The following is a 23,821-nucleotide window of genomic DNA, read 5'->3' as shown; positions in this document are numbered from 1 at the left end:
ACAAAAAAAGGTCAAAAACAATCGCTGTTTTTTGACCTTCTCCGGCAAAAGACAAGGCCGCCGCGAATGCCCGCGACGGCTCTTTTTCCATTATGATAGTTTTCGCACGCGAATAAAGCAGAATTCGTTGGCTTTCATGTTGCACACAATCGGCAGTGTGTGCTCGGATGCCTGCTCGGTGCGGATGGTCAGGCGCGGCCCGCACACCCGCTGCAAGTAGGCAATGTCCTTGCGCGACAGCTCGGTCTCGAACCCCATCTCCGCCCAGAAATGAATGGGACTGCCGATCTTTTCGTTGATCTGATAGGTTTTGACCTGGTACTTCCCGTTTTTGACATCTTTGAGCTGTAAATTCAGGTGCAGGCTCTCCTGATCCTCGAAATATTTCCAGATGCTGTCCTTGGGAATCTCATCCTCTCGGGTCAGATAGTAATTATAGTTAAGCGCCTTTTGGTTATGGCACACGATGGCGTAGGAATCGTGTCCGTCCGTCGTTACAATAAAGTTTTTGCCCTTCACGACAAAGTAATTGTACAACCAGCTCAGAAAACGGAAGGCATACCCGGCAGGTTTCAAAATACCATCTTTGCTGATGAGGCCCGATCCGCCGTGCAGCAAACCGCGTGAGTCAAAATACTCGGACACACGGTCACTGCCGAAAAAGTAAGCCAGCAGATCGAGCTGTCCATAATTGTCAATGATATTCTTGACGATATATGCACCCTTAAAGCAGGTATCATTGATATAATTGCGGTCGGAAACGGTCAGATTCCACTCGGTGATATACAGTTTGGTGCGCGACATTCCGGCCTTGCCCATGATTTCCCGCATCACCGCTACCTTATGCATCATGCCTTCATTGTCTGACGACCGTCTGGAATACCGGTCCTGATTGACCTCGCCTCGCTCGTACGGATAATACAGCACCGAGATAAAATCCGGCGGACAATTTTGCTCGCTCCACTGGCGCAGGAACGGTAGGGTCTGGCTTTCAATGTCGGAAAAGCCGATGCGCAGGCCGCAGCCGCCGACCTCCAGATGATCGGCATACTGCTTAACCGTCTCATAGATGACCTCAAAGCGTTCAAAATACCGTTCCGCTGCCCCCTTCTTCCCCCACTGATCTTCATGGAACCATAATTCCATACGCCAGGTGTTCAGCTCACTACGGCGATATCGATTGTGGAAATGGCGCATCATCGCACTGATGACCTTGCGATACGCCGGTACCTCGATGTGATAAATGTTATGGCGCTCCTCGATAATAGCATTCTGCACGTCACGATACAAGCGTTTGGGTTTCAGGCCCAGTTCAATATAGGGTTTGAGCTCGTGCTCGAGCAAAAAAATCAATGATCGCATCCAGCTTGGAAAAATTATAATCATCTGTTTCAACCGTGGGCTGAATGAACATTTCCTCGGAGAAGATGTTCCAAAAACGGACATACCGGAAACCCAGCAGCTCTTTGAGCATAATAATATGGTCGCGCACTTCGGACTTGAGCAGGTCGCTTGCCGCACCGATGTTGATGGTATCTCCCCAGAATCCAACCAGCGGCTGACTGGCAGCCACCGAGCAGTTCTCGGTCTGGTCGTTGTTTTCCGGGATAAGCTCCTGCTCTTCCCCACTCGAACGCAGGTAATTTTCCAGACGCTGCTTGACCACCGGGCTGTTATCCGCAGGCTCTGCACCTTGTGCCTTGTTTTTCTGGTTCTTGCGCATGGAGGACGGCGTTTCCCCATAACTGTCCTTAAACACCTTGGTCAGCGCCGCAATGTTGGCAAATCCATTGTCAAAGGCGATGCGCGTGATGGGGGTATTGGTATAGAGCAGGTCATCCATCGCATGATAAAGCCGAATGTTGGTCAAATACTCGGTAAAGCTCATGCCATAGGTCTTTTTGAAAAAACGTGACAAATAGCTCTGCGACAAATGCAGTTTGTCTGCCAGATCTTTTGAGCTGATGGGATGATTATAATTGGCATGGATGTAGTTATTGATCTGCACAATCCGGTCGTCAAACCGCTCCCTATCATCTGTACTGCCCTGGTCGGTGATGCGCAGCAGAAAATGTGTGGAAAGAATGTCCAGTACCTGATAGCACAGCGCTTTGTAGCCAAAATCATTCTCCCGATCGCGCACGCTGTAATACCGGTTGAGCAGGTTTTTAAACAAGCGGCGCAGGACATCGTACTGATGGTTCTCATCTCGAGTGGAGTCGCACAAGAAAACCACATCCGTGCTCTTGACTATGCTGCTTATAATCTGATACGGAATGGATATCTTGACAAACAGCACGTCTTTGGATGCCTTATAGCTGTATCCACGATTAGAATTAACCACAAAAATGTCTTCATATTTCAGATGGGTATGATAATCTCCCATCGTAATTTCCATACTGCCCTCGAGCACATAAAACAGTTCGGCATCCTGATGAAAACTGTCAAACTGCTGTTGGACATTGGAAATATAAATTGGCAAAATCTCTTTTTTCAAATTTCCACTCATATTCTTTATGTACCCTTATCTCTATGATGTATTCCTGACAGTATTATACCATAACCTATGCTTTCTTGCAGTAACTTACACTGACTTTTTGCCGTGCAGTCTGGAACGCATGCGCGGACCTGCGACCTGAATGAAGATAACCAGCAGCAGGATAACGCCCTTGATCGCGTCATTGATGAGCGAATCCATCTTAAGAGCAACGATGATCTTGTCAATGACCGTGTAAGACATCGCGCCGAACAACACGCCCAGGCACCGGCCGCGGCCGCCCGACATACTGATGCCGCCCAGTACCGCAGCAGCGATGGCGTACATCTCATAGCTGTTGCCAGTGGTCGCCGGATCTGCCGAGGCGTTCATGACAATCCATAGAAATGCGCCCAAGCCGGCCAGCATACCGGTCAGCACGAAGGCGGACAGCTTGATCTTGCTCACACTGATACCAGCCAGACGTGCGGCTTTCTGGTTGCTGCCGACAGCATACAGCTTTTTGCCGTACTTGGTGCTCGTAGTGACATAGACCAGTACCAGCGTCATCACAGTCAGAATGATGCCGACCACCGGGATAGTCAGCAGACGGCCATTGCCCAGCTGGTAAAAGCTCTGATAACTGTTATGATCGGTGATCATGCGATACACCGAACTGCCGCCGCCAATGAGTTCCTTATCCAGATTTTGGCAGGCGTACTGCGCAATTGAGCGATAAATCAGCATGGTCGCCAGGGTGACGATGAATGCAGGCATCTCGGCAACGCCGACCAAAAAACCGTTGAGCAGTCCGAGCAATGCACCGCACACCACGGCAAACAGCAAGGTCACGGCAATGCTATCGGTCAGGTTAAATACCACGACCGAAAATCCACTCAAAAGCGCCAGCATGGAGCCGACCGAAAGGTCAATTTCACCGGTCAGGCAGATGAGTCCCATACCCAAGCCCAAAATACCAATGACCGCCGAGTGACGGAAAATATTCATCATGCCATTCCACGTCAGGCTGGAACTTGCCGCGGCATACACGGCAAAGACGACTAAAAACACGACCACATAGTGGTACTGCGCCAACAGTTTGGATGGCGACAATCGATTCTGTTTGCTCATGGTTACGACACCTCATTCGCATTTGTTGCATAGCGCATAACGGTCTCCTCGTCGACCTCGTCATGCGCCAGTATTTTCATCAGCCTGCCGTTATAAAACACCGCGCAGGCATCGGCGGTCTTGTAAATCTCTGGAATTTCCTGTGTGCTGAGCAAGATGGTCTTTCCCGACGCGGCAAGCTCCAGCATCAACTCGTAGATCTCAGCCTTGGCACCCACGTCGATGCCCTGCGTCGGGTTATCGAGCAGCAAAAGCTCAGCGTTGGTATTGAGCCAGCGGGCTAAAAATACCTTTTGTTGATTGCCGCCGCTGAGTGACAGAATGCTGTCCGCGGGCTGGTTCATGCGAATATGCAGCAGCTCTCGATAGTGGTCAAAACGCTGGTTTTCCAGCCGCTTATGGATGCAAAAATCACCGAGCGACAGCGTATGCTCAGCCAGATACATATTTTCCAGCAGATTCATGTCGGGTACGACCGAGTTCTCCTTGCGGTCACCAGGCAGCATAGCGATCTTGGCCCGCATGGCGCGATGGATGGAACCGGGCTGCACTTGTTTTCCAAAGACCTCCATCGTGCCGCCGTCCACTGCACGGCAGCCGAAAATACTTTGCAGCACTTCCCCGCTGCCCGAGCCCTGCAAGCCGGTCAGCGCGATGATCTGACCGCGCTTGACTTCCAGATCGACGTCGGCAAAACCGTCTCCGCTCCAATGCTCGAGTTTGAGCACGGTCTCTCCAGTCGGACGGGGACGGTAAATGTCGTTCGTCAGACCGGATTTTCCCACCATGAGCGCGGTGATCTCGTCCGGCGTGATCTCGGAAATCTCGCCCGTGCGCACAAATTTACCGTTTCGCAGCACGGTATACCGGTCTGCAATCTGAAAGATCTCGGGCATCTTATGCGAGATGAACAGGAACGAAATGCCCTTTTCTTTGAGTCTGCCGATCATGTCGAACAGGTGCGCAATCTCATTTTGACTGAGTGAAGTAGTCGGCTCGTCCAAAATGAGCAGTTTGGCTTGGAAAAACAGCGCCTTGGCAATCTCGAGCAGCTGTTTTTCGCTGATTTTAAGGTCGCCGACCAGCGCCAGCGGGTCCAAGTGCACCCCCATCCGGGTAAAAAATGCCTGCGCCTGCTCCACCATACGCTTTTTATCCACCCGGCCAAACGCTTTGGTGTACTCTCGCGTCAGAAAAATATTCTCCCACACGGTCAGGTCCTCAAACAGGTTGAGCTCCTGATGCACAAATGCAATTCCCAGCTTCTCGGCCTGCGTGACCGTCATGTGCTGACAGTCTTCTCCATCAAAATAGATCGTGCCCTCGTCTCGGCTATGTACACCGGTCAGAATATTCATCAGCGTGGACTTGCCTGCACCGTTTTCTCCGAGCAGCGCGTGTACTTCGCCTCGTTTGACGCTCAGCGGCACATCTTCCAGCACCGGCACCCCGCAAAATGACTTATAGATGCCGTGCATCTCTAACAGTTTCATGGTTTCCTCCTGTCATAGAAAAGGAGCCATATTGCTATGGCTCCCAAAAGTTTAGAATGCGGGGTATTCGTCTACATTCTCCGCGGTGACATTCTCACAGGCGATGACGTGATCCTGCTCGACCGCCTTGCCGTCCAGATAATCGGTCATGTCGGTGATCGCGGTCTGGATCATGGCCGGGCTGTACGTAACCGACATCAAGCCACCCAGCTGGAACGCAATATCCTGATAGCTCTCGCCCTTGAGTACGTCGTACAGTTCACCCAGTCCGCCGCAGCCGGTAATGACCGGCTTATTTGCCAGAAATGCCGCCTTGGCATCCTCGGCAATGCCGCCGCCCTGAAGGGCTTCCAGAATGCCCATGGTCAGCTCGTCATCCTCGGCATAGAACCACTTGATCGCGGTGTTAGCCGTATCGCCCATGAGCGACTCGAAGGACTCCTTGGTCTCCGAGCGGCTCCAGTTCATCGCGCCCGAATATACAATCGCATTCAGATCGTCCTCGCTCCATTTCTTGTCCTCCGGGATGGTCTGGCCGTCAAATTCCAGCTCACCGGTGAGGTACTGGGTGAAGCCCTGATTGCGCAGGGTGGTAACCGACGAGGTATCGCCCTCGTAGACATAGACGGTCTCACCAGGAGTCAAGCCAAGCGATACGAAGTAGGCCGCAGCGCCCGCGCCAACGCCCTGATTGTCACCCTTGACGTTGGAAACTGCCTGCGGTGCGACCGCATCGATGATGCGGTCAAAAGTGACGTACGGGATATCCGCTTCGATGACCTGCTGGATGGCCGACTGTACGGTGTCGTCCATCGGCTGAATCACAACCGCGATGTTCTCGCCGCCCGAAGCTGCAATATCCTCAAGCTTGGTGATCTGCTCGGCAGCATCGGAGGCCGTGATAACCTCTGCCGAATACTTACCTTCCTCGTTGATCTCGGCAACCTTTTCCTTGGCAAAGGTTGCAACCGAACCCGTCCAGCCGTGATCCTCGGCTGCGGTCAGCACATAAATATGGGTCTTGTCCGCGTTTTCACCCGCGTCAGCCTGCTCTTCGCTGCCGCCTCCACAGGCAGTCAGGCCGGTCAGCATGGCAGCCGCCAGCACCCAAGCGGCAAATCTTTTCATCTTTTTCACGTCTTTTTCTTCCTCTCTCAGCTCAGCAGCATACGCACGCCGCCATAGATTCCGGCATTATTGCCCAGCTTTGCTTCCTTAAACTCGGTCTCACGCGAGGCGTGGAAGGCCTTCTGCTTGAAGTTGCGGCGAACCGATTCCATGAGAATCTCACCTGCACGCGCCATACCGCCGCCGATGACGAAGGCTTCCGGATTGACCACGCATGCGATCATAGCAAGTCCCTTGCCGAGATATGCGCACGCACGCTCGGTCAGCTCCAGTGCAACCTTGTCGCCCTGCTTTGCCGCGTCAAACACGTCCTTGGCCTCGATGTTCTGTACACCGCGCAGGCTGGTCTCGGCCTCCGGGTGCTCGTCGAGATAACGCTGGGCGCTGCGTGCAACTGCAGTCGCCGAGCTGTACTGCTCAAGGCAGCCCTGATTGCCGCAGGTGCAGGTCTCGGGCTGGTTGTCCTCGACCGGCAGATGACCGATCTCACCGGCTGCGCCATTGATGCCGGGCAGAATGCGGCCATCGATGATGATACCACCACCGACACCGGTACCCAGCGTGACCATGACGATATTCTGGTAGCCTGCACCGCCGCCCTGCCACATCTCGCCCAATGCCGCGACGTTGGCATCATTTCCGGCTTTGACGCGCAGGCCGGTCAGTACACCCAGTCGATGCTCGACGTTGAACACATCCCAGCCCAGATTAACGCACTTAAACACCGTGCCGTCCGGGCCAACCGGACCGGGTACGCCCAGTCCGATGCCCTCCACGTCCAAGGTGGAAATCTTCTTTTCTTTCAGCTTATCGTCCACAGCCTGTGCAATATCATTTAAGATGAACTTGCCGTCGGCTTCGGTGCGGGTCGGAATCTCCCACATCTCGAGCAGCTTGCCGTTGGTCTCAAACAGACCCATTTTAATGGTCGTTCCGCCGATATCCACGCCGAATGCGTATGTTTTGCTCATGTTCTTCCCCTTCTGTCTGTCGCTTAGATGACGAAATTTCTCAGGTACTTGGCGCTCAGTACAACCGCCTTCTTGGCATCGTCCAAGCTGGACTCAAATGCCTTGTCCTCAACCTCAATGCAGGTATAGCCGTTATAGTGAATGTCGGTCAGCGCGGATACATACTTGCCCCAATCGACATCGCCGAGGCCGGGCAGCTTGGGAGACATGTACTCGAGCGGCGTTGCCATGATGCCAACATCAGCCAGCTTGTCGCGGTACAGCTTGATGTCCTTGTAGTGGACGTGGAAAATCTTGTCCTTGAACTCGTAAATGGGCTTGATGTAATCAATCTGCTGCCATACAAAGTGCGACGGGTCGTAGTTGATGCCGAAGTTGGGGCTGTCCAGGATCTCGAACACCTTGCGCCAGTTTGCAGGCGAGGTCATGAGGTTCTGACCACCCGGCCACTCATCGTCGGTGAACAGCATCGGGCAGTTTTCAATCGCAATCTTAACGCCCTTGTCCTCGGCGTACTTAACGATCGGCGGCCAGATCTCCTTGACCATCTCCAGATTTTCCTTGACCGTCTTGTGCGGGTCACGGCCGAGGAAGGTGGTGACCATGTTCACGCCCAGCATAGCCGATGCGTCAATCAGCTTGTACAGGTGCGCAATATAGCTCTCGCGCTTGACCGGATCGGGGTCCATAGTATTCGGATAGTATGCCAGAGACGAGATCTCTACGCCCTTATCAGCGCACAGCTTGTTGATCTCCGCTGCCTTTTCCGAGGTCAGATTCGCAACGTCAATGTGGCTGATGCCTGCGTATCTGCGCTGCGCACCGCCCTGCGGCCAGCAGGCAACTTCCAGACATTCCAGACCGTTCTCAGACGCGAAATCCACGACTTCCTCAAAGCTCATACCATCACAGATCGCGGTGATAAAACCCAGTTTCATTGTAAGTTCCTCCTCTATTATTCAAACAAAATCGCTTCATTGGTCTCGGCAGACTTCCATGCCGCTTCCATCACCGACAGTACACGGCGTACTTCGGAGATCTTGATGAGCGACTCGGCCTTGCCGTTGAGTACGTCCACAACATTGCGGTAGAAATTCACCCAATCGGTCTCGACCGTGGGCAACGGTTCGGTGACGATACCTCCGGGCGGTACCGGTGCGAACTGACGGGTTGGGCCGGCCTCGGTCTCGGTGATCTGCGGCGGCAGCTTTTCCAGCATCTTGCCAGTGCGGTAGATATTGCCCTCACAGCCGAAGTTTTTGACGACTAGCGTACCCTTATCACCAGCTGCCAGCCAACGCGGCTGATATTCCAGAATGTAGGTGGACAGCTCAATATGTGCGGTTACTCCGTTATCCAACTTGAGGATGATCTTAAAGTAGTCGTCTACTTCCTCGTGCAGGACATTTTTGATATCGGCGTAAACCGACTTAATCTTGGCCTGCGGCATCATAAACAGAATCTGATCGATCAGATGCACGCCCCAGTCGTAAATCATACCGCCGCCGTACTTCTTATAAATATGCCACTCATGCATGTAACCATTGCCCGAGTGTAACTTAGACTCGATGGTGAAGATGTTGCCCAGCAGGCCTTCGTCATATGCTTTCTTAACGATCAACATATCCTTATCCCATCTGCGGTTCTGGTGAGAGGTGAAAAATACGCCAGCCTTCTTGCATGCAGCCTCCATCTCGTCCAGTTCCTGCACATTCATCGCCGCCGGTTTCTCGGTGATGACATGTTTGCCTGCCTCCGCGGCCTTAATGCACATTTCTTTGTGCAGATAATTCGGTACGGTCAAAATAACGGTATTGACATTGTCATCTCTCAGCAATTCCTCGGCAGAGGGATACATTTTATATCCCATTTCGACCGCTTCCTGCTGCTTGACCGGGTCAATATCACACACTGCCGCGATCTCTACGCCCGCACGCGGCGCGTTCTGTGCATGCCACTTGCCCATGCCGCCAAAACCGATAATACCTAATTTTACGTTCATCCTCGTCAGCTCCTTTTCTGTCTTTTCTGCGCTTTCTCCTGTTTTCTGCCAGTCTTTTGTTGTCTTAATGATAGTATATTTCGCCATTTTTGACTTCGGATTTCTTGCAGTCAGAGGGCATAAAAAATGACCTTTTTCCGTAAAACGCCATTGGACGTGGGAAAAAGGTCATTGCGAGTATATATTTTTTGACCTGGAGCTTTGAGTCTCTTATGAATAACTTACAAAAAGGGGGCTTGTGTACCGAGGTTTTTCGATGTTTTGGGCGTTCACATAGAGAAACCGCACGGTACAGCCGTCTTTCTATGCAAATTTGAGAGGAGGTGAACAGGAATCGTGCCCAAAGCCCTTGCAAAAAGGTTGGAGTCGTCCTTTTTCGGCCAAAAAATCAGAACTGATCGCGGTTTTCCGCGTAAACCACCGGCAAAATGGCGGCCAGATTGGTAAATTCCTTGATGTTATGGGCAAACAGTCCCATGGGGACAAAGTCCGGGATGCGCACGTCGTCTGGTACGATCTTCTGAATCTTGCCGTCCACCATGCCGTAGCCGATCCAGAACCGCGAGCAGAACAGCACGCCGTCCCGGTACGGATACCACTTATGTGTCATTGCTGCGGCGCAGTTGCCTTCACCGACCGCACAAACCATGGACTGACACACGTCGGTGCCGACCTGGTTCGGATCATAGCCGAAGTCTTTGGGGCTCTTGAAGCACAGCTTGAGTGCATCCGGCCCACCGCCGACGTCTTCGAGCACATAGTGGTTCACGCCCCAGGTTTTCTGGTGCATGGGTACGTTTGGGTCGCACACATAAGCTGCGTTGTCTGCACGTGCAAAATAGTGATCTTCCGGATCCCAAATCTTATAGCGCAGATCGGAGCCCACACTGTGCCACGGGAACCACCAGTCCAGCATCTCGCCGGTCACATTCGGCATATACGTGGTATTGCACACAAATGCTGTACCGTCCTCGTAGACGCCAAAGCCGACCTGGCAGTAATCATCGTCCTTGCCTGCAAGAAATAGGTTCTTGTCGGCAAAAGGCACGCCCATCTGCTCAGATGGCCCTGCGTGCAGGACATCCAGCTTTTCCTGCGGGATGGGGGCTAAATCCTGCTCAAAATATTTGAAGTACGGCAGTCCGCGTTCTTCCTGACAAACGCCAACTTTCTTTGCCATATTCGCTCACTCCTTTGTAAATTTTGCGACCATCTTGCTCTGTACCGCGCCGACGAACACGCCGACGTACCACACACCGACCAGCATAGCGACCGCAATCTGCCATGCGAGCGACAGCACTTCGGTCTGGGGTACGGGTGACAGGATGGTCAATCCGATGGCCCAGCCGCACAGCCAGGACGGGGTATCGATATACTTGGGTATAAATCCCGAAATCAGCACGGCTAGACCGCCCATGACGAACAGAGTCACAAACAGGGCTGCGCTCTGGGAAACCGGCAAGGCTGCCATCAGACGCAGTGCCGCAATCGCCCACAGGTCGCCCAGCAGGAAGCCGATGCTGATTTTCAGTGCGTTTTTGGCGCTATTGCCGTGGGCAACGTACAATCCGGCACAAATCAGTGCGACGCTGCCGGTCGTTACCTGAATATATGGGGCGCATACCGCCCAGATGGGCGGAAACAGGGCGATGCACAGGGCAAGCGTCCAGATTTCCGTCCATTTTCCGCGTTCCATCCTGTCTTAGCCCTCACATTCCGCGATGTAATCGGCAACACTCTCGCCTGCCATACGACCGCTGTTGACCGCAAAGCCCATGGTGTTGCCCGGCAGGGTGAAGTTATAGCTGTCGCCGTAGATAGTGTTGGCATCCGAACCCGCAGAGTACAGGCCGTCAACCGGACAGCCGTCTGCGTCCAGTACCTCGCAGTACTTGTTGATGCGCACGCCGCCGACCGTGCCGTAAGCGGCAACGTAGTACTTGCCGACCAGATACTTGCCGCGGCCGGTGATCGGATGCAGGTACTTCTGGGGCTTGTGGTACTGGGTATCCACGCCGCGCTCGCACATCTCGTTGTAGGTGTCGATGGTGTCGCGCAGCTTGTCTGCGTCGATGTTCAGCTTTTCGGCCAGCTCTTCCAGCGTCTCAGCCTCGATATAGCCCTCGTAATTATCCTCGACTGCCTTGGCTGCCTGTCCGTCAAAGGCGATAAAGGCGTCAGCCGGATGGACGATATCCGCGATATCCGGGCCATTCTTCTTGTACATCTTGAGGATGCCTTCGTCCATGATGCAGTAGCCGTAATTGCCCGGCTGCAAGCGCAGGGCGTTGCCGACATAGGTGGTGTTGCCCATGTCACCCTCGTTCATGAAGCGGTCGCCCCACTGGTTGATAAGCAAGTTGGGCTGACGCAGGACGGCATCGAGCAGGAACCAATTGAGGTTGTCGGGAATCTGATAGATTGCCTCGATGTTCGCGCCAAACTTGGCTGCGCCTGCATCCCACATCATGCGCAGGCCGTCGCCCGTGATGCCCGGAATCTGGAACGGGAAGAAGTCCTCTCCCAGATGCAGGCCGAATTCCTGCTCAATCATGTCCTTGTTGTTGCCGAAGCCGCCGGTTGCCACAATGACCGCCTTGCCACGCACCTCAATGCCGTTTCCATCCTTGTCGACCGCAACCGCGCCGCAGACCTTACCATCCTCCTGAATGAGCGAAGTGACCGGGGTCTCGAGCAGGATGTCACAGCCCAGTTCCTTGGCCCGCTGGGTCATCACCTTGACCATGGCACTAGCCGCACGCGGGCCGATGACACCATTTTCCGGCTTTACAATGTGCCAAGTAGCCTCGGATTCCTTGAAGTAGCGGAATGCACCGGCGAACTCGACGCCCATATCTTCCAGCCACTGGATGGTATCAGCCGACTTATTGAAGTAAGTCTGTACCAGATCCTCATCGACCTGATAATGAGTGTAATTCATGTGCATGTGCAGCGCCTTTTCCACGCTGATGTCGTTAAACTGCTCGCGCTGGATGCGGGTATCAATGCCCAAGGGGCCCATACCCATATTGGCTGCGCCGCCGGTTGCGCTGGACTTCTCCAGAATCACCGACTTGAGGCCGCGCTCGCCTGCCGTGATGGCTGCCGCCAGACCGGCCGGGCCGCCTGCTACGATGACTACATCTGTCTCCATGGTCTTCATAATCTTCACCTGCATTTTCTCTGTTTGTTGGATGGGCTGACTCTGGGTGTGTACCGGACGCTCGATCCTGAGCGCGGTGCGCCGTCTCCTGCGCGGCGTCTTTTCGGTGGTTTCGGTGGTTACTGCCACCTTGGCACCCTTGATGCGCACCGGACGGTCGGGCAGCTTGGGTGCACGGCCGGACACCTTCTTGACCGCGCCCTGCGCACAGGCGGTGAGGCACTTGCCGCAGCGCGTGCAGTCAAAGGAATCAATGACCGACACATAGCCATCTTTCACTTGAATGCACTGCTCGGGGCAGACAGCTGCGCATGCGCCGCTGCCCTTGCACAGCGTCGGGTCGATATAGATCTGTGTCAGTGACAAGCACACACCTGCCGGGCACTGCTTGTTCTTGTAATGGGTTTCCACCTCTCGGCCAAAGGACTTGAGCACGGACAGCGCAGGCTGTGCTGCACTCTCGCCGAGTGTGCAGTTGCAAGATACGGTCATGGCGCTGCCGATCTCCTCAGCCAGTGCCAGATTGCCTGCCTTGGCGCGTCCTTCGGATACGTCCTGCATAACCTGAGACAGCTGATAAAGTCCCTCTCGGCAGAATATACACTTGCCGCAGCTCTTCTGGCGCAGGCGCAGCAGTTCCTCACCCGTCTCATGCACCATGCAGTGCTCATTTTTCAGGGTATGAATCATGCCGCTTGTGAGACTGTCCGCACGCACGCTTGCCAGCTGCTCAGGCGCGTAGAATACATGGTCGGTGAGCACGCCCTTGATGTCCTCACCCACCAGCTTGTCCAGTGTAGTCTCGGGGGCAACCTCGGTCGGGGTCTGGTCATCCACGCACACCAGCACGCCCGGCTGCTCATCCATCAGGCGCACAGCCAGTGCGGTCAGGGTATCAAAAGGTACCAGCAGATCATTCTGATGTGCACGCTTGTTGACCATCTTTTCCTCGGTGACGGTCAGTTTGAGGTCAACCTGTCCGGCATTCGCCTGCAATTCTTGGGCGTTGACCTCACAGTTGACGCTCAGTTCGGCGCTCTCCGCACCCGTGAGCACGGTCAAAATCTTGAGTCCGGCCACAACACCCGCCGGATTGAACTTGAGCAGGATATTCTTCATGCCATCGGTGTCCGCGTTGTACAGTGCGCCGACAATTTTACCCTGTACCGGTGCATAGGTGTCAAATCGAGTCTCCAAATCTGCACGGGTCATACCGCGCAGCTTGACCAGCGCCTGCGCGTTGTTCTGCATCATGCTCATTTCTTACGCCTCCTTGTCCGTATGGTAATCGCTCCACAGGCGGCTGCCCGTGATGGTGAAGCGCAGATCACATTGCAGGCAGCGTGCGGCCTCACCGCACAGGCTGCTGTCGCAGATGCCCCGGCTGATGGGGTTAAAGTTGTCCTGTCGGTCGTTCGCCGGAACGAAATCCTCGCCTGCGCGGCTTAGATCACCAAAGCCCTCGACCTTGCCAATCTTGGGATCGGGCTTCTCGACCGGTGCCAGAACCTCGGAGATATCGCCGTCGCCGCCCAAGTATCGGTCAACCACGGACGCAATCTCTCGGCCGGATTCCACCGCCTGAATGACCGTTTTGGTGCCATAAATGGCATCGCCACAGGCGAAAATACCGGAAATATTGGTAGTGAAGTGTTCGGGATCGGCTGCAATGCAGTTGCCGCGTCCGCGCTCCAGTCCGGAATCCTCTGCCAGATCGGTACGCTGACCGACCGCAAAGATGACCGTATCCGCTGCAATCTCGTGCTCGGAGTTTTCCTCCTTCTCGATGATCGCACGACGGTTTTCATCAAAAGTAAAGCTCTTGACGTTGCAGAACTTGACACCGGTGACTGCGGTTTCGCCGCAGATGGCCTCGAAGGTCTGTCCTGGATGTACCTCAATGCCCTCTTCCTGTGCCTGCTCGATTTCCTCGTCATCAGCCAGCATGGCTTCGCGCTTTTCCAGACAGGCAACGTGCACTTCCTGTGCGCCCAGCCGCTTGGCCGTGCGGGCACAGTCAAAGGCGACATTACCGCCGCCCAGCACGATGACCTTGTCGCCCATGCCGGTCGGCAGACCCATGGACGCGTTGCGCAGAAAATCGGTATTGAGCAGGACATTTTGCAGATTGCTGCCGGTCATGGGCAGACGCACGCCCTGATGGGTACCGACTGCCAGAATGACTGCGTCGAACTGGTCAAGCAGTTCTTTTGGATGGTCGACTCGGCAATTGGTCTCGACCGTTACGCCGAACTCAGTCAGATAAGCCGCCTCTCTGTCTACGACCTCACGCGGCAGACGATAGGACGGAATGCCGTACTGCATCTGTCCGCCCAGTTTGGGGTATGCTTCTTTGAGTGTGACCGCATATCCCTGCTTCGCCAGATAGAAGGCTGCCGTCATGCCTGCCGGGCCGCCGCCGACGACACATACCTTTTTTCCGGTCGCAGGCAAACGCTTACTGTTCTTCTTCCACAGCACATTCTCGGCGTGCTCGGCGACATAACGCTTGATGTTGCGGATGGACACCGCCTCGTTGACATCCCCGCGGCGGCACTTGGTCTCGCACGCATGGGCGCATACACGTCCCAAGCACTCGGGAAACGGTAGTTTTTCATGGATAACCGCGGTGGCTTCCTCGAATTTTCCCTCCTTGGCATAGCGGACATAGCGCGGTACATCGGTATGCGCCGGACAGGTCGCCTGACAGGGAATGAGCGTGTCCCGCTTTTCGGTCGGGGTGTAGTTGATCAGGTCACGGATGGTACCGGTCGGACAGACCTCGGCGCACGCACCGCAGAACCGGCAATCGACATCTTTAAGTAATTTATCATGCAGGGTGCCGATGTAGGTTTCCATATTCGACTGATTGTATTGTAGCACGCCCACGCCGCGCAGATCCTGGCAGGCGCGCACGCAGCGACCGCACAGAACACAGCGGTTCATGTCGTGAATCAAAAGCGGATTGCGCTCATCTCGGGTAAAACCCTTAACGCGGGTATGCATACGGGTTGCCGAGGTGCCCATATACTGGATAAGGGTTTGCAGCTCGCAGCGTCCGTACTTGGGACAGGTCGAGCAGTCCTCCGGATGGGCAGCCAGAATCAGTTCCATGGACAGCTGGCGCAGATGCGAAATCTCCGGGCTGTCCGTGCGAATGACCATACCCTCTTCGGCCATCAGCTTGCACGAAGGGACGACCCCTTCCCTGCCCTCAACCTCGACCAGACACAGACGGCACGAGCCGATGTCAGGCAGGTCGGGATGATGACACAAGTGTGGGATATAGATCCCATTTTGCAGCGCAGCCTCCAGCACGTTGGTTCCGGACTGGACGGTCACGGTTTTTCCATCAATCTGGAGTGTAATCATAGACAATCCTCCATGTAAAGCATTCTCAAAAGTGCGTTCCGAACCGATGTGCACGGTCACATACCGTCCGGGTTGCCGATATTCTCTCTATATTTCAGTATATCAGCCAATCCGCGCGCACACTTCCTTCTCGTTTCTATTTTCTTGTCGATATTTACATCTTGTTTCATACGGTTATCCGCACGCGCAATAATCAACCGTCATTTATTGCACGCTCTATACTCAAACTGCAGGAAACGTCTTGCGTACATACTTTGCTTTGCGCTCCTGTACCTTCTTCATAGCTTCTGGATCGCCATAATAGCCCCCCTGGGTGGCTGCAATCTCCTCGAGATGCTTGGCACGTCCGGCAACCGTCGTACGATCCTTGAGCAGACCGTCCTCAGCAATGACAAACTTCCACTTGCCATCTACCTGCTCCAGCGTTCCGCCTGCACCGCAAACCTGACACTCGATCGGATAGTGCAGACCATCCCACTGGGGTTCACCCAGTACCAGTGCGTTACTGTGACAGTTTGGGCACCAACCCATGTCCTCCTCACCCAGCCAAGTGCGTTCCTCCGGCGGGGTCTGTACTACCTGCATGATGTGCTCACCCATTTTTCTCGCGCGTGCCATCAGTGCATCGTCCAGCAGGCACTGTGCATTGCCCGGTACCCGGGTAGCCAGCAGCATATCGACGACTTTCAAGTCTGTCGTAAACATCGTCGCTTGCAAGCCCTCAAGCGCCATCGACTGCCACGACCGCGTCGAACCTCCAACCGCAATTAAACCGGCAACGCGATCTTTATGCGCAATCGCACCAATGGTCTCAAGAAATGACGTTTCATAACTCAGGCTTCTCTGCGCAAAGGTCAGATACGGAGATGCCGGCATCAGATCATAGGTCGGTACCGAAATAATCACGCCGTCCTGTTCCAGCATGGCTTCCATGATCTTCTTTTTATCATCCTTACTGTCAAGCACGCAGCCCACATTCTTGCCCTGACTCATCCCCTTGGTGCACGCCGTACAGCCCGTACAATCCAGAATATTATAGTCACGCAGGTTAATCATCGTCACCTCTGCGCCAGCTTCCTCACAGGCCATGAGCGCTTCCTTGAGCAAAATTTCACTGTTGCTGTTCTTGCGCCCTGCCGTAATACCCATCACCTTATACATACAGCCTCATTCCTTTCTATCAACCGATCATCCAAAAGGTTGTCTTGTTGTGTCCATTATACCGTCCCTATTTATTTCGCGCCGTTCCTTTTCTTTTAGATTCATTATATTTTTTTGACCCCTTGCGTTTTCTCATTCCTTCTCCCCCGAAGTTAGGTCAATTTTAATCGTGAAATTTTGATCTTACATATGCTCACACACGGCTAGGATGCTTCTTAAAATGCATCTAAATTTAAAGATACAGCCCCTTGATGCAATAGATTTATTGTTGCATCAAGGGGCATTGTCATTTTTGAAATATACGAGTTAAGAACATAATATAAGTGGAGAGCATTATCCAAAATTCTGCTGATTTTTTCAGTCGATGCACAGTGTGATATAAATTTTTTTGTTCAGGGCACCCTCTGGTCTTAAAATTATGCTCTTTTTTATCAAACTATTCGATCTGCGTGCAAAAAATACCCCCTTATTTCTATCTGATAATATGGAAATAAGAAGGTATTTAGGAGATTTTACGTGCTTTTATATGCGGACTTGTTGGGAATACAATAGAGAATGCTATCAACTAGATTATTGCACAAATAGAGAACATTCCGGATATAAAACGAGGTGAAAATTTGCATTACATTAGAGCAATCCTTATCTTCCACATTAGAACAATCATGGTAAAATAACTTCAAATTATGAAAGCTAGGTGCTCTCTGTTGAGAACACCATACATTCATGATACAATTTTAATAGTATGCGCGATTATAGATTTACTGCTTTATCATTCGCTTGCATCGAAACAAAAGAGAGGAGTAACAACATGCCTTCTAATTTTGACTTTTTGAAAGAAGAATTTCCCGTTCTCGCAGATTTCGGCTGTCTGGCAGAGCGATATTGTTACTCAGATCCCAATTCTTGTCTGATGAAATTGGGCATGATCGGTGAAACAATCGTAAATCTAATGTTTGCCTATGACAAACTCCCCCTTCCTTTCGATCAGACCGCTGCGTCCAAAATCGATATTCTGTTTCGTGAAGGCCTCATCGACCGAGAGCTGTGCGACATTCTCCATTCGCTGCGTAAAGTCAGAAACAAAGCCGCCCATGAAAATTATGCTTCTGTTTCCGATGCGAAATCTCTGCTGCAAATGGCACATAGCTTATGCGAATGGTTTATGCAGACATACGGAGATTGGAACTACCAGCACCATAATTTCGTGATGCCGCAAAAGCAAAATGCGGTCGTCAAAGATCGGGATGCAGAGAATGAAAAAGATGCTAGGCTCGCCAAGCAGGCACAAGATCAGGTACAATTTGCCTCGGTTATTCCCTTTCCTGAACGCAAAGAACGTGCAAAGCGAGCAGCAAGTCAACGACAGAAATCAGAAGCAGAAACACGCTATTTAATTGACGAGCAGTTAAGAAAGGTCGGATGGGAAGCGGACACGGAAAACCTGCGGTATTCCAAAGGAACTCGTCCGGCACGCGGGCATTACCGTGCCATTGCAGAATGGCCGACCGATTCCAAGATCGGAAAACGCGGATTTGCGGACTATGCGCTTTTCATCGACCTAGAGCTTGTGGGAATCATTGAGGCCAAAGCCATTCACAAGGACATTCCATCGGTCATCGATTATCAGGGCAAGGAATATCCCAGAAATATCCGTGCAGAAGATACCAAATACACCATTGGCACCTGGGGAGAATACAAGGTCCCGTTTACCTTTGCCACCAACGGCAGACCGTATCTGGAGCAGCTGCAAACCAAATCCGGCATCTGGTTTCTGGACTTGCGCAGTCCTTCCAATGTGCCCCGAGCGCTGCGCGGTTGGATGAGTCCGACGGGCATACAGGAACTGCTGCAAAAAGACATTGCTGCGGGCAATGCCAATTTGCAGGCGCTGTCATACGATCTATTGCGCGATCCGGATGGATTAAACCTGCGTGAATACCAGATCAAAGCCATTCGTGCAACCGAGCAGGCAATCATCTCCGGCAGACAGACTGCGTTGATTGCCATGGCAACCGGCACCGGTAAAACCCGCACGGTGCTGGGTATGATCTATCGTTTCCTGACCACCAAGCGCTTTCGCCGGATTCTGTTTCTGGTCGATCGCACCGCGCTGGGCGAGCAAGCTATGGACGTATTCAAGGAAGTCAAGCTGGAAGACTTGATGACGCTGGACGACATTTACAACATCAAGGGTCTGGAAGATAAAAGCATCGAAAAGGAAACGCGTATTCAGATTGCCACCGTGCAGGGCATGGTCAAGCGGATTTTGTATCAGGATGGAGACACCATGCCGGCTGTCACCGACTACGACGTCATCATCGTGGACGAGGCACACCGTGGATATATTCTTGACCGTGACATGAGCGATGATGAGCTGTTATACCGAGATCAGACCGACTACCAGAGCAAATACCGTGCGGTCATCGACTACTTTGATGCGGTTAAAATCGGATTGACCGCAACACCCGCCTTGCAGACAACCCGAATTTTCGGAGAACCGGTGTTCAAGTATACTTATCGTGAGGCGGTCATCGAAGGCTATCTGGTAGACCACGATGCGCCGCATTATTACACAACAGAGCTGGGTACGGAAGGAATCTATTATCAGCTTGGCGATACGGTCACGCTTTATGACCCGGTTACGGGCGAGGTGACCAACAGTGAGCTTCTAGAAGATGAACTGGATTTTGACATCGACCAGTTTAACCGCAAAGTCATCACCGAGAGTTTTAACCGTACCGTTCTGACCCAAATTGCCCGTGAGATTGATCCAGAAAACCCGGAAGAACAGGGTAAAACGCTCATCTATGCCGTCAATGACGACCATGCTGACCTGATCGTAAAGATTTTGAAGGAAATCTATGCGGAGCAAGGTGTAGATAACGATGCAATCATGAAGATCACCGGCAAAGCTGGCGGCGGCGATAAAAAGCGAATCATGGAAATGATTAAGCGCTTCAAAAACGAGCGCTACCCCAGTATGGTGGTCACGGTTGACCTGCTGACCACCGGCATTGACGTACCGCAGATCACCTCGCTGGTATTTCTGCGTCGCGTAAAGTCTCGTATTCTGTTTGAGCAGATGCTGGGACGCGCGACCCGTTTATGCCCGCAGATCGACAAGACACATTTTGAGATTTACGACGCGGTTGGCGTATATGACGCGCTCGATCCGGTGAACACTATGAAGCCGGTCGTTGTCAATCCTTCGGCGACCTTTGATGAGCTTTTGGACGGCTTGGAAGTGCTGAACGATAACCGAAAGATTCAAAACCAGATTGACCAGATCATTGCCAAGCTCCAGCGAAAAAAGCGCCGTATGAGCAAGGATACGCAGGAGCATTTCCGAGCGATGACCGGTGGAAAAGACCCGTCACAGTTTATCGCCGAAATTGAACACGAGTCGCCTGCCGCTGCACGGAACCGTCTGCTTTCCTGCCGGGACTTATTCCAAATGGTGCAGCAGATGCAGCCCAGCGGCGGCCGAACGGTTGTAATCTCCGACAAGGAAGACAGACTGCTCTCACATACGCGCAGCTATGGCAAGGGCAGCCGGCCGGAAGATTATCTAGATGCATTTGCGCAGTATGTCCAGAACCACCGCGACGAAATCACGGCGCTCAATCTGGTCTGCACCCGACCGAGCGATCTCACGCGCGAGAGCCTGAAATCGCTGCGACTGGCGCTCGATCGAGAAGGATTCACCGTGCAGCAGCTCAACACGGCAATTTCTGAACTGACCAGCGAGGAAATCGCGGCAGACCTCATCAGTCTCATCCGCCGCTATGCCATCGGCTCAGTGCTGGTCGGTCATGAGGAGCGCATTCACAGAGCTGTGGACAAGCTCAAGAAGGCGCACGACTTCTCCAAACAGGAGCTGACCTGGATCGGACGTATGGAGAAATATCTGTTAGAAGAATCGGTCTTCAGCGTTCAGGTATTTGACGAAGACGGCCGTTTTCGCAATAGAGGCGGTTTTGCAAAAATCAATAAAATATTTGAAAATCAATTAGAAAGCATCGTGCAGGAGCTGAACGGATACCTGTACGATGATGGAGGAACCATCGCATGACAACCCAAGAAATCGTATCCAAGCTGTGGAATCTGTGCAATGTACTGCGAGATGACGGCATCACCTATCACCAGTACGTCACCGAGCTGACTTATATCTTGTTTCTCAAGATGGCTAAGGAGACCGGTGCAGAGCGTCAGATTCCAGAGGCGTACCGCTGGGACAAGCTCAGGGCAAAGAGCGGCATTGAGCTGAAAAAGTTTTACAAGGAGCTGTTGACCCACTTGGGCGATGAGTGCACCGGTCGTGTGCGCGAAATCTATCAGGGTTCTGCCACCAATATCGACGAGCCCAAGAATCTGGAAAAGATCATCACGACCATCGACGAACTGGATTGGTATTCGGCCAAGGAAGAAGGTCTGGGCAATCTTTACGAAGGTTTGCTGGAAAAGAACGCAAACGAAAAGAAATCAGGCGCAGGGCAGTATTTTACGCCCCGTGTGCTGATCGACGTTATGACCCGTCTGATGAAGCCCAAGCTGGGTGAGCGCTGCAATGACCCGGCGTGTGGTACGTTCGGTTTCATGATTGCGGCCAGCCAGTACGTGAAAGATCAAACCGATGAATTTTACGATCTGGATGCCGAAACAGCAGAATTTGAGCGCAAGCAGGCGTTTACCGGCTGCGAACTGGTGCATGATACCCACCGTTTGGCGCTGATGAATGCCATGCTGCACGACATTGAGGGTCAGATCATCCTTGGAGATACCCTGTCCAACATTGGCAGGAGCATGAACGGATATCATCTGGTGCTAACCAACCCGCCTTTCGGCACTAAAAAAGGCGGTGAGCGTGCGACCCGTGACGACTTCACCTATCCGACCAGCAACAAGCAGCTCAACTTTTTACAGCATATCTACCGCAGTCTGGTGACCGACGGAACCGGACGCGCAGCAGTCGTACTGCCGGATAACGTGCTCTTTGCCGACGGTGACGGCGAAAAGATTCGCTGTGACCTGATGGATAAGTGCAATTTACATACCATTTTGCGCTTGCCGACTGGTATTTTCTATGCGCAGGGTGTCAAAACCAACGTTCTGTTTTTTGAGCGCGGCACGACCGACAAGGGAAACACCAAAGAGGTCTGGTTCTATGACCTGCGCACCAATATGCCCAGCTTTGGCAAGAACACACCACTGAAAGCTGAGCATTTTGCAAACTTTGAAGAGGCTTACGAAGCCAAAGACCGTCACGCAGTACAGAACGAACGCTGGAGCGTGTTCACGCGGGAGCAGATCGCGGAAAAGGGCAACAGCCTAGATCTGGGACTGATTCGGGACGACTCGGTCCTCGATTACAACGACCTGCCAGACCCGGCAGAAAGTGCAGAGGAAGCGGCAGCTAACCTGGAAGAGGCTGTCGACCTGCTCATGAGCGTTGTGAAGGAACTGCGTGCGCTGGAGGTGCAGGACTGATGGCGAGAGGACGAAAAAAAGAGAACCTGACGCCGGAAGAGCTCTTACAGGCGGCATTGGTGCCCGAGAGCGAGCAGCCGTACAAGATTCCGGAGAATTGGTGTTGGATTCATTTAGGTAAGTTGTATCAAATAAATCCCAAAAATCTTGCAGAAGATTTCGTAGATGCAGCATTTATACCTATGGAAAAGATAGCACCGGGGTTTGTAAACGAATATTCGTTTGATGTTCAGCCATGGTGTAAAGCAAAAAAAGGACACACACAATTTGCAGATGGTGATGTTGCTTTTGCAAAGATTTCCCCATGTTTTGAAAATCGAAAATCTATGCTCCTAAACAATCTGCCTAATGGAATCGGCGGGGGTACAACTGAGCTTGTCATACTGCGCCAATCACACATGAATCAAAAATATACATTCTGGTTTATATCTCAGGAACAGTTTATTCGTGGCGGTATTGCAACATATAGTGGAACCGTTGGTCAGCAGCGTATCAGCATGGATCATGTGCGAACTTACCCCATCCCAGTTCCTCCTCTGCTAGAACAGCAGCGCATTGTGGACCGCATTGAAAGCCTGTTCGCCAAACTGGATGAGGCCAAGCAAAAGGCACAGGATGCACTGGATAGCTTTGAAACTCGCAAAGCTGCCATTCTCCACAAAGCCTTTACCGGTGAACTCACTGCCCAGTGGAGAAAAGAACATGGCGTGGGGATGGAGAGTTGGAAACATCTTACATATTCAGAGCTTGGAATTTCAAAGTTAGGTAAAATGCTGGATAAAGCAAAAAATAAAGGAGATATGGTTCCTTATCTGCGTAATGTTAATGTTCGTTGGTTTTCTTTTGATATGGGCGATGTATCTTTGATGCAGGCAACCGAAGAGGAAATAAAATTGCTTTCTGTAAAGAATGGAGATTTATTTATATGCGAAGGTGGTGAACCGGGTAGGTGTGCAATTTGGAAAGGACCTGATGCACGCTTGATTTTCCAAAAAGCATTACATAGATTTCGTCCAAATGAAAAAGTTATCAGTGAATTCCTTTGTTACAATTTATACTTTATGAGTATCAATGGAACATTGGCAAAATATTTTACGGGAACAACTATAAAACATCTAACAGGTCAAGCATTGTCAAGGATTCCTATACTAACACCTTCTGTCTATGAACAAACTGAAATCGTCCGCATCCTCAACAACCTCCTCACCAAAGAACAGCAGGCCAAGGAAGCCGCCGAAAAAGTTCTCGAACAGATTGACCTCATCAAAAAATCCATCCTCGCCCGTGCCTTCCGCGGCGAACTCGGCACCAATGACCCCAGCGAGGAGAGTGCGGTCGAGCTGCTCCGGCAAGTCTTGTCCGCATCCGACAGGTAGCGTATCCACGGAATGCAACAGATCGCGTATGATTGAAATTTTATTCATGGGTAATTATATC

Annotated in this window: 16 protein-coding genes; 3 read left to right on the top strand and 13 right to left on the bottom strand. The window is 52.4% G+C overall.

Annotated elements, in window-relative coordinates; genetic code table 11:
* Positions 1–90: 90 nt before the first annotated feature.
* The 13 genes from B5D52_RS16610 to B5D52_RS13135 form a co-directional block, all read right to left on the bottom strand.
* Complete coding sequence (locus tag B5D52_RS16610; protein WP_016146984.1) at positions 91–1,362, bottom strand: GH39 family glycosyl hydrolase; 1,272 nt, start codon at positions 1,360–1,362, stop codon at positions 91–93.
* Positions 1,313–2,482, bottom strand: a complete 1,170-nt coding sequence (locus tag B5D52_RS16605; RefSeq protein WP_242825617.1) for an AraC family transcriptional regulator — start codon at positions 2,480–2,482, stop codon at positions 1,313–1,315. The genes B5D52_RS16610 and B5D52_RS16605 overlap by 50 nt, the downstream gene beginning before the upstream one ends.
* A 102-nt stretch (positions 2,483–2,584) precedes the next feature.
* Complete coding sequence (locus B5D52_RS13185; protein WP_016146986.1) at positions 2,585–3,607, bottom strand: ABC transporter permease; 1,023 nt, start codon at positions 3,605–3,607, stop codon at positions 2,585–2,587.
* A 2-nt stretch (positions 3,608–3,609) separates the two neighbouring features.
* Positions 3,610–5,100: a sugar ABC transporter ATP-binding protein gene (locus B5D52_RS13180; protein ID WP_016146987.1), complete on the bottom strand. Its 1,491-nt coding sequence runs from the start codon at positions 5,098–5,100 to the stop codon at positions 3,610–3,612.
* A 51-nt stretch (positions 5,101–5,151) separates the two neighbouring features.
* Positions 5,152–6,228: a substrate-binding domain-containing protein gene (locus B5D52_RS13175; RefSeq protein WP_040332702.1), complete on the bottom strand. Its 1,077-nt coding sequence runs from the start codon at positions 6,226–6,228 to the stop codon at positions 5,152–5,154.
* 26 nt (positions 6,229–6,254) lie between these two features.
* Positions 6,255–7,199: an ROK family glucokinase gene (locus B5D52_RS13170; protein WP_016146989.1), complete on the bottom strand. Its 945-nt coding sequence runs from the start codon at positions 7,197–7,199 to the stop codon at positions 6,255–6,257.
* A 23-nt stretch (positions 7,200–7,222) separates the two neighbouring features.
* A complete protein-coding gene (locus tag B5D52_RS13165) occupies positions 7,223–8,137 on the bottom strand; it encodes a sugar phosphate isomerase/epimerase family protein (protein WP_016146990.1) in 915 nt (304 codons plus the stop codon).
* Between the two features lie 17 nt (positions 8,138–8,154).
* The gene (locus tag B5D52_RS13160; protein WP_016146991.1) at positions 8,155–9,201 is read right to left on the bottom strand and encodes a Gfo/Idh/MocA family protein; all 1,047 of its coding nucleotides are present in this window, start codon (positions 9,199–9,201) and stop codon (positions 8,155–8,157) included.
* A gap of 388 nt (positions 9,202–9,589) precedes the next feature.
* Positions 9,590–10,381 (bottom strand): DAPG hydrolase family protein, encoded by a 792-nt coding sequence (locus tag B5D52_RS13155; protein ID WP_016146992.1) that lies wholly within the window; start codon positions 10,379–10,381, stop codon positions 9,590–9,592.
* Positions 10,382–10,387: 6 nt separating this feature from the next.
* On the bottom strand, positions 10,388–10,897 hold the full coding sequence (locus tag B5D52_RS13150) for a DUF1097 domain-containing protein (RefSeq protein ID WP_016146993.1): 510 nt from the start codon (positions 10,895–10,897) through the stop codon (positions 10,388–10,390).
* A 6-nt stretch (positions 10,898–10,903) separates the two neighbouring features.
* Entirely contained in the window at positions 10,904–13,624 is a 2,721-nt protein-coding gene (locus B5D52_RS16760; RefSeq protein WP_016146994.1) for an FAD-dependent oxidoreductase, read from the bottom strand.
* Between the two features lie 3 nt (positions 13,625–13,627).
* The gene (locus B5D52_RS13140) at positions 13,628–15,736 is read right to left on the bottom strand and encodes an FAD-dependent oxidoreductase (protein WP_016146995.1); all 2,109 of its coding nucleotides are present in this window, start codon (positions 15,734–15,736) and stop codon (positions 13,628–13,630) included.
* A 222-nt stretch (positions 15,737–15,958) separates the two neighbouring features.
* Positions 15,959–16,897 (bottom strand): flavodoxin family protein, encoded by a 939-nt coding sequence (locus B5D52_RS13135; protein WP_016146996.1) that lies wholly within the window; start codon positions 16,895–16,897, stop codon positions 15,959–15,961.
* 808 nt (positions 16,898–17,705) lie between these two features.
* On the opposite strand from B5D52_RS13135, the gene hsdR reads away from it, so the two are divergent.
* Genes hsdR through B5D52_RS13120 form a run of 3 tightly spaced genes read left to right on the top strand, consistent with a single transcriptional unit; the run spans position 17,706 to position 23,760 of the window.
* Entirely contained in the window at positions 17,706–20,969 is a 3,264-nt protein-coding gene (gene hsdR, locus B5D52_RS13130) for a type I restriction-modification system endonuclease (RefSeq protein ID WP_016146997.1), read from the top strand.
* Positions 20,966–22,384 carry a class I SAM-dependent DNA methyltransferase gene (locus B5D52_RS13125; RefSeq protein WP_016146998.1) on the top strand — a complete coding sequence of 473 codons (1,419 nt, stop codon included), beginning with the start codon at positions 20,966–20,968 and terminating at the stop codon, positions 22,382–22,384. Before hsdR ends, B5D52_RS13125 begins: the two co-directional genes overlap by 4 nt.
* Positions 22,384–23,760, top strand: a complete 1,377-nt coding sequence (locus B5D52_RS13120) for a restriction endonuclease subunit S (RefSeq protein WP_016146999.1) — start codon at positions 22,384–22,386, stop codon at positions 23,758–23,760. The genes B5D52_RS13125 and B5D52_RS13120 overlap by 1 nt, the downstream gene beginning before the upstream one ends.
* Positions 23,761–23,821: the final 61 nt, after the last annotated feature.

Source organism: Butyricicoccus pullicaecorum DSM 23266 (genome assembly GCF_900167005.1).
In the GTDB taxonomy this organism is placed as follows: Bacteria; Bacillota; Clostridia; order Oscillospirales; family Butyricicoccaceae; genus Butyricicoccus; species Butyricicoccus pullicaecorum.
This window is presented reverse-complemented; position numbering and strand designations above follow the sequence as displayed.

Coding starts and splice junctions, on each gene's coding strand:
- B5D52_RS16610 (WP_016146984.1), bottom strand. CDS start 1,362: ATGCGATCATTGATTTTTTTGCTCGAGCACGAGCTCAAACCCTATATT.
- B5D52_RS13185 (WP_016146986.1), bottom strand. CDS start 3,607: ATGAGCAAACAGAATCGATTGTCGCCATCCAAACTGTTGGCGCAGTAC.
- B5D52_RS13135 (WP_016146996.1), bottom strand. CDS start 16,897: ATGTATAAGGTGATGGGTATTACGGCAGGGCGCAAGAACAGCAACAGT.
- B5D52_RS13180 (WP_016146987.1), bottom strand. CDS start 5,100: ATGAAACTGTTAGAGATGCACGGCATCTATAAGTCATTTTGCGGGGTG.
- B5D52_RS13140 (WP_016146995.1), bottom strand. CDS start 15,736: ATGATTACACTCCAGATTGATGGAAAAACCGTGACCGTCCAGTCCGGA.
- B5D52_RS13120 (WP_016146999.1), top strand. CDS start 22,384: ATGGCGAGAGGACGAAAAAAAGAGAACCTGACGCCGGAAGAGCTCTTA.
- B5D52_RS13175 (WP_040332702.1), bottom strand. CDS start 6,228: ATGAAAAGATTTGCCGCTTGGGTGCTGGCGGCTGCCATGCTGACCGGC.
- B5D52_RS13160 (WP_016146991.1), bottom strand. CDS start 9,201: ATGAACGTAAAATTAGGTATTATCGGTTTTGGCGGCATGGGCAAGTGG.
- B5D52_RS16760 (WP_016146994.1), bottom strand. CDS start 13,624: ATGAGCATGATGCAGAACAACGCGCAGGCGCTGGTCAAGCTGCGCGGT.
- B5D52_RS13125 (WP_016146998.1), top strand. CDS start 20,966: ATGACAACCCAAGAAATCGTATCCAAGCTGTGGAATCTGTGCAATGTA.
- B5D52_RS13165 (WP_016146990.1), bottom strand. CDS start 8,137: ATGAAACTGGGTTTTATCACCGCGATCTGTGATGGTATGAGCTTTGAG.
- B5D52_RS13155 (WP_016146992.1), bottom strand. CDS start 10,381: ATGGCAAAGAAAGTTGGCGTTTGTCAGGAAGAACGCGGACTGCCGTAC.
- hsdR (WP_016146997.1), top strand. CDS start 17,706: ATGCCTTCTAATTTTGACTTTTTGAAAGAAGAATTTCCCGTTCTCGCA.
- B5D52_RS13150 (WP_016146993.1), bottom strand. CDS start 10,897: ATGGAACGCGGAAAATGGACGGAAATCTGGACGCTTGCCCTGTGCATC.
- B5D52_RS13170 (WP_016146989.1), bottom strand. CDS start 7,199: ATGAGCAAAACATACGCATTCGGCGTGGATATCGGCGGAACGACCATT.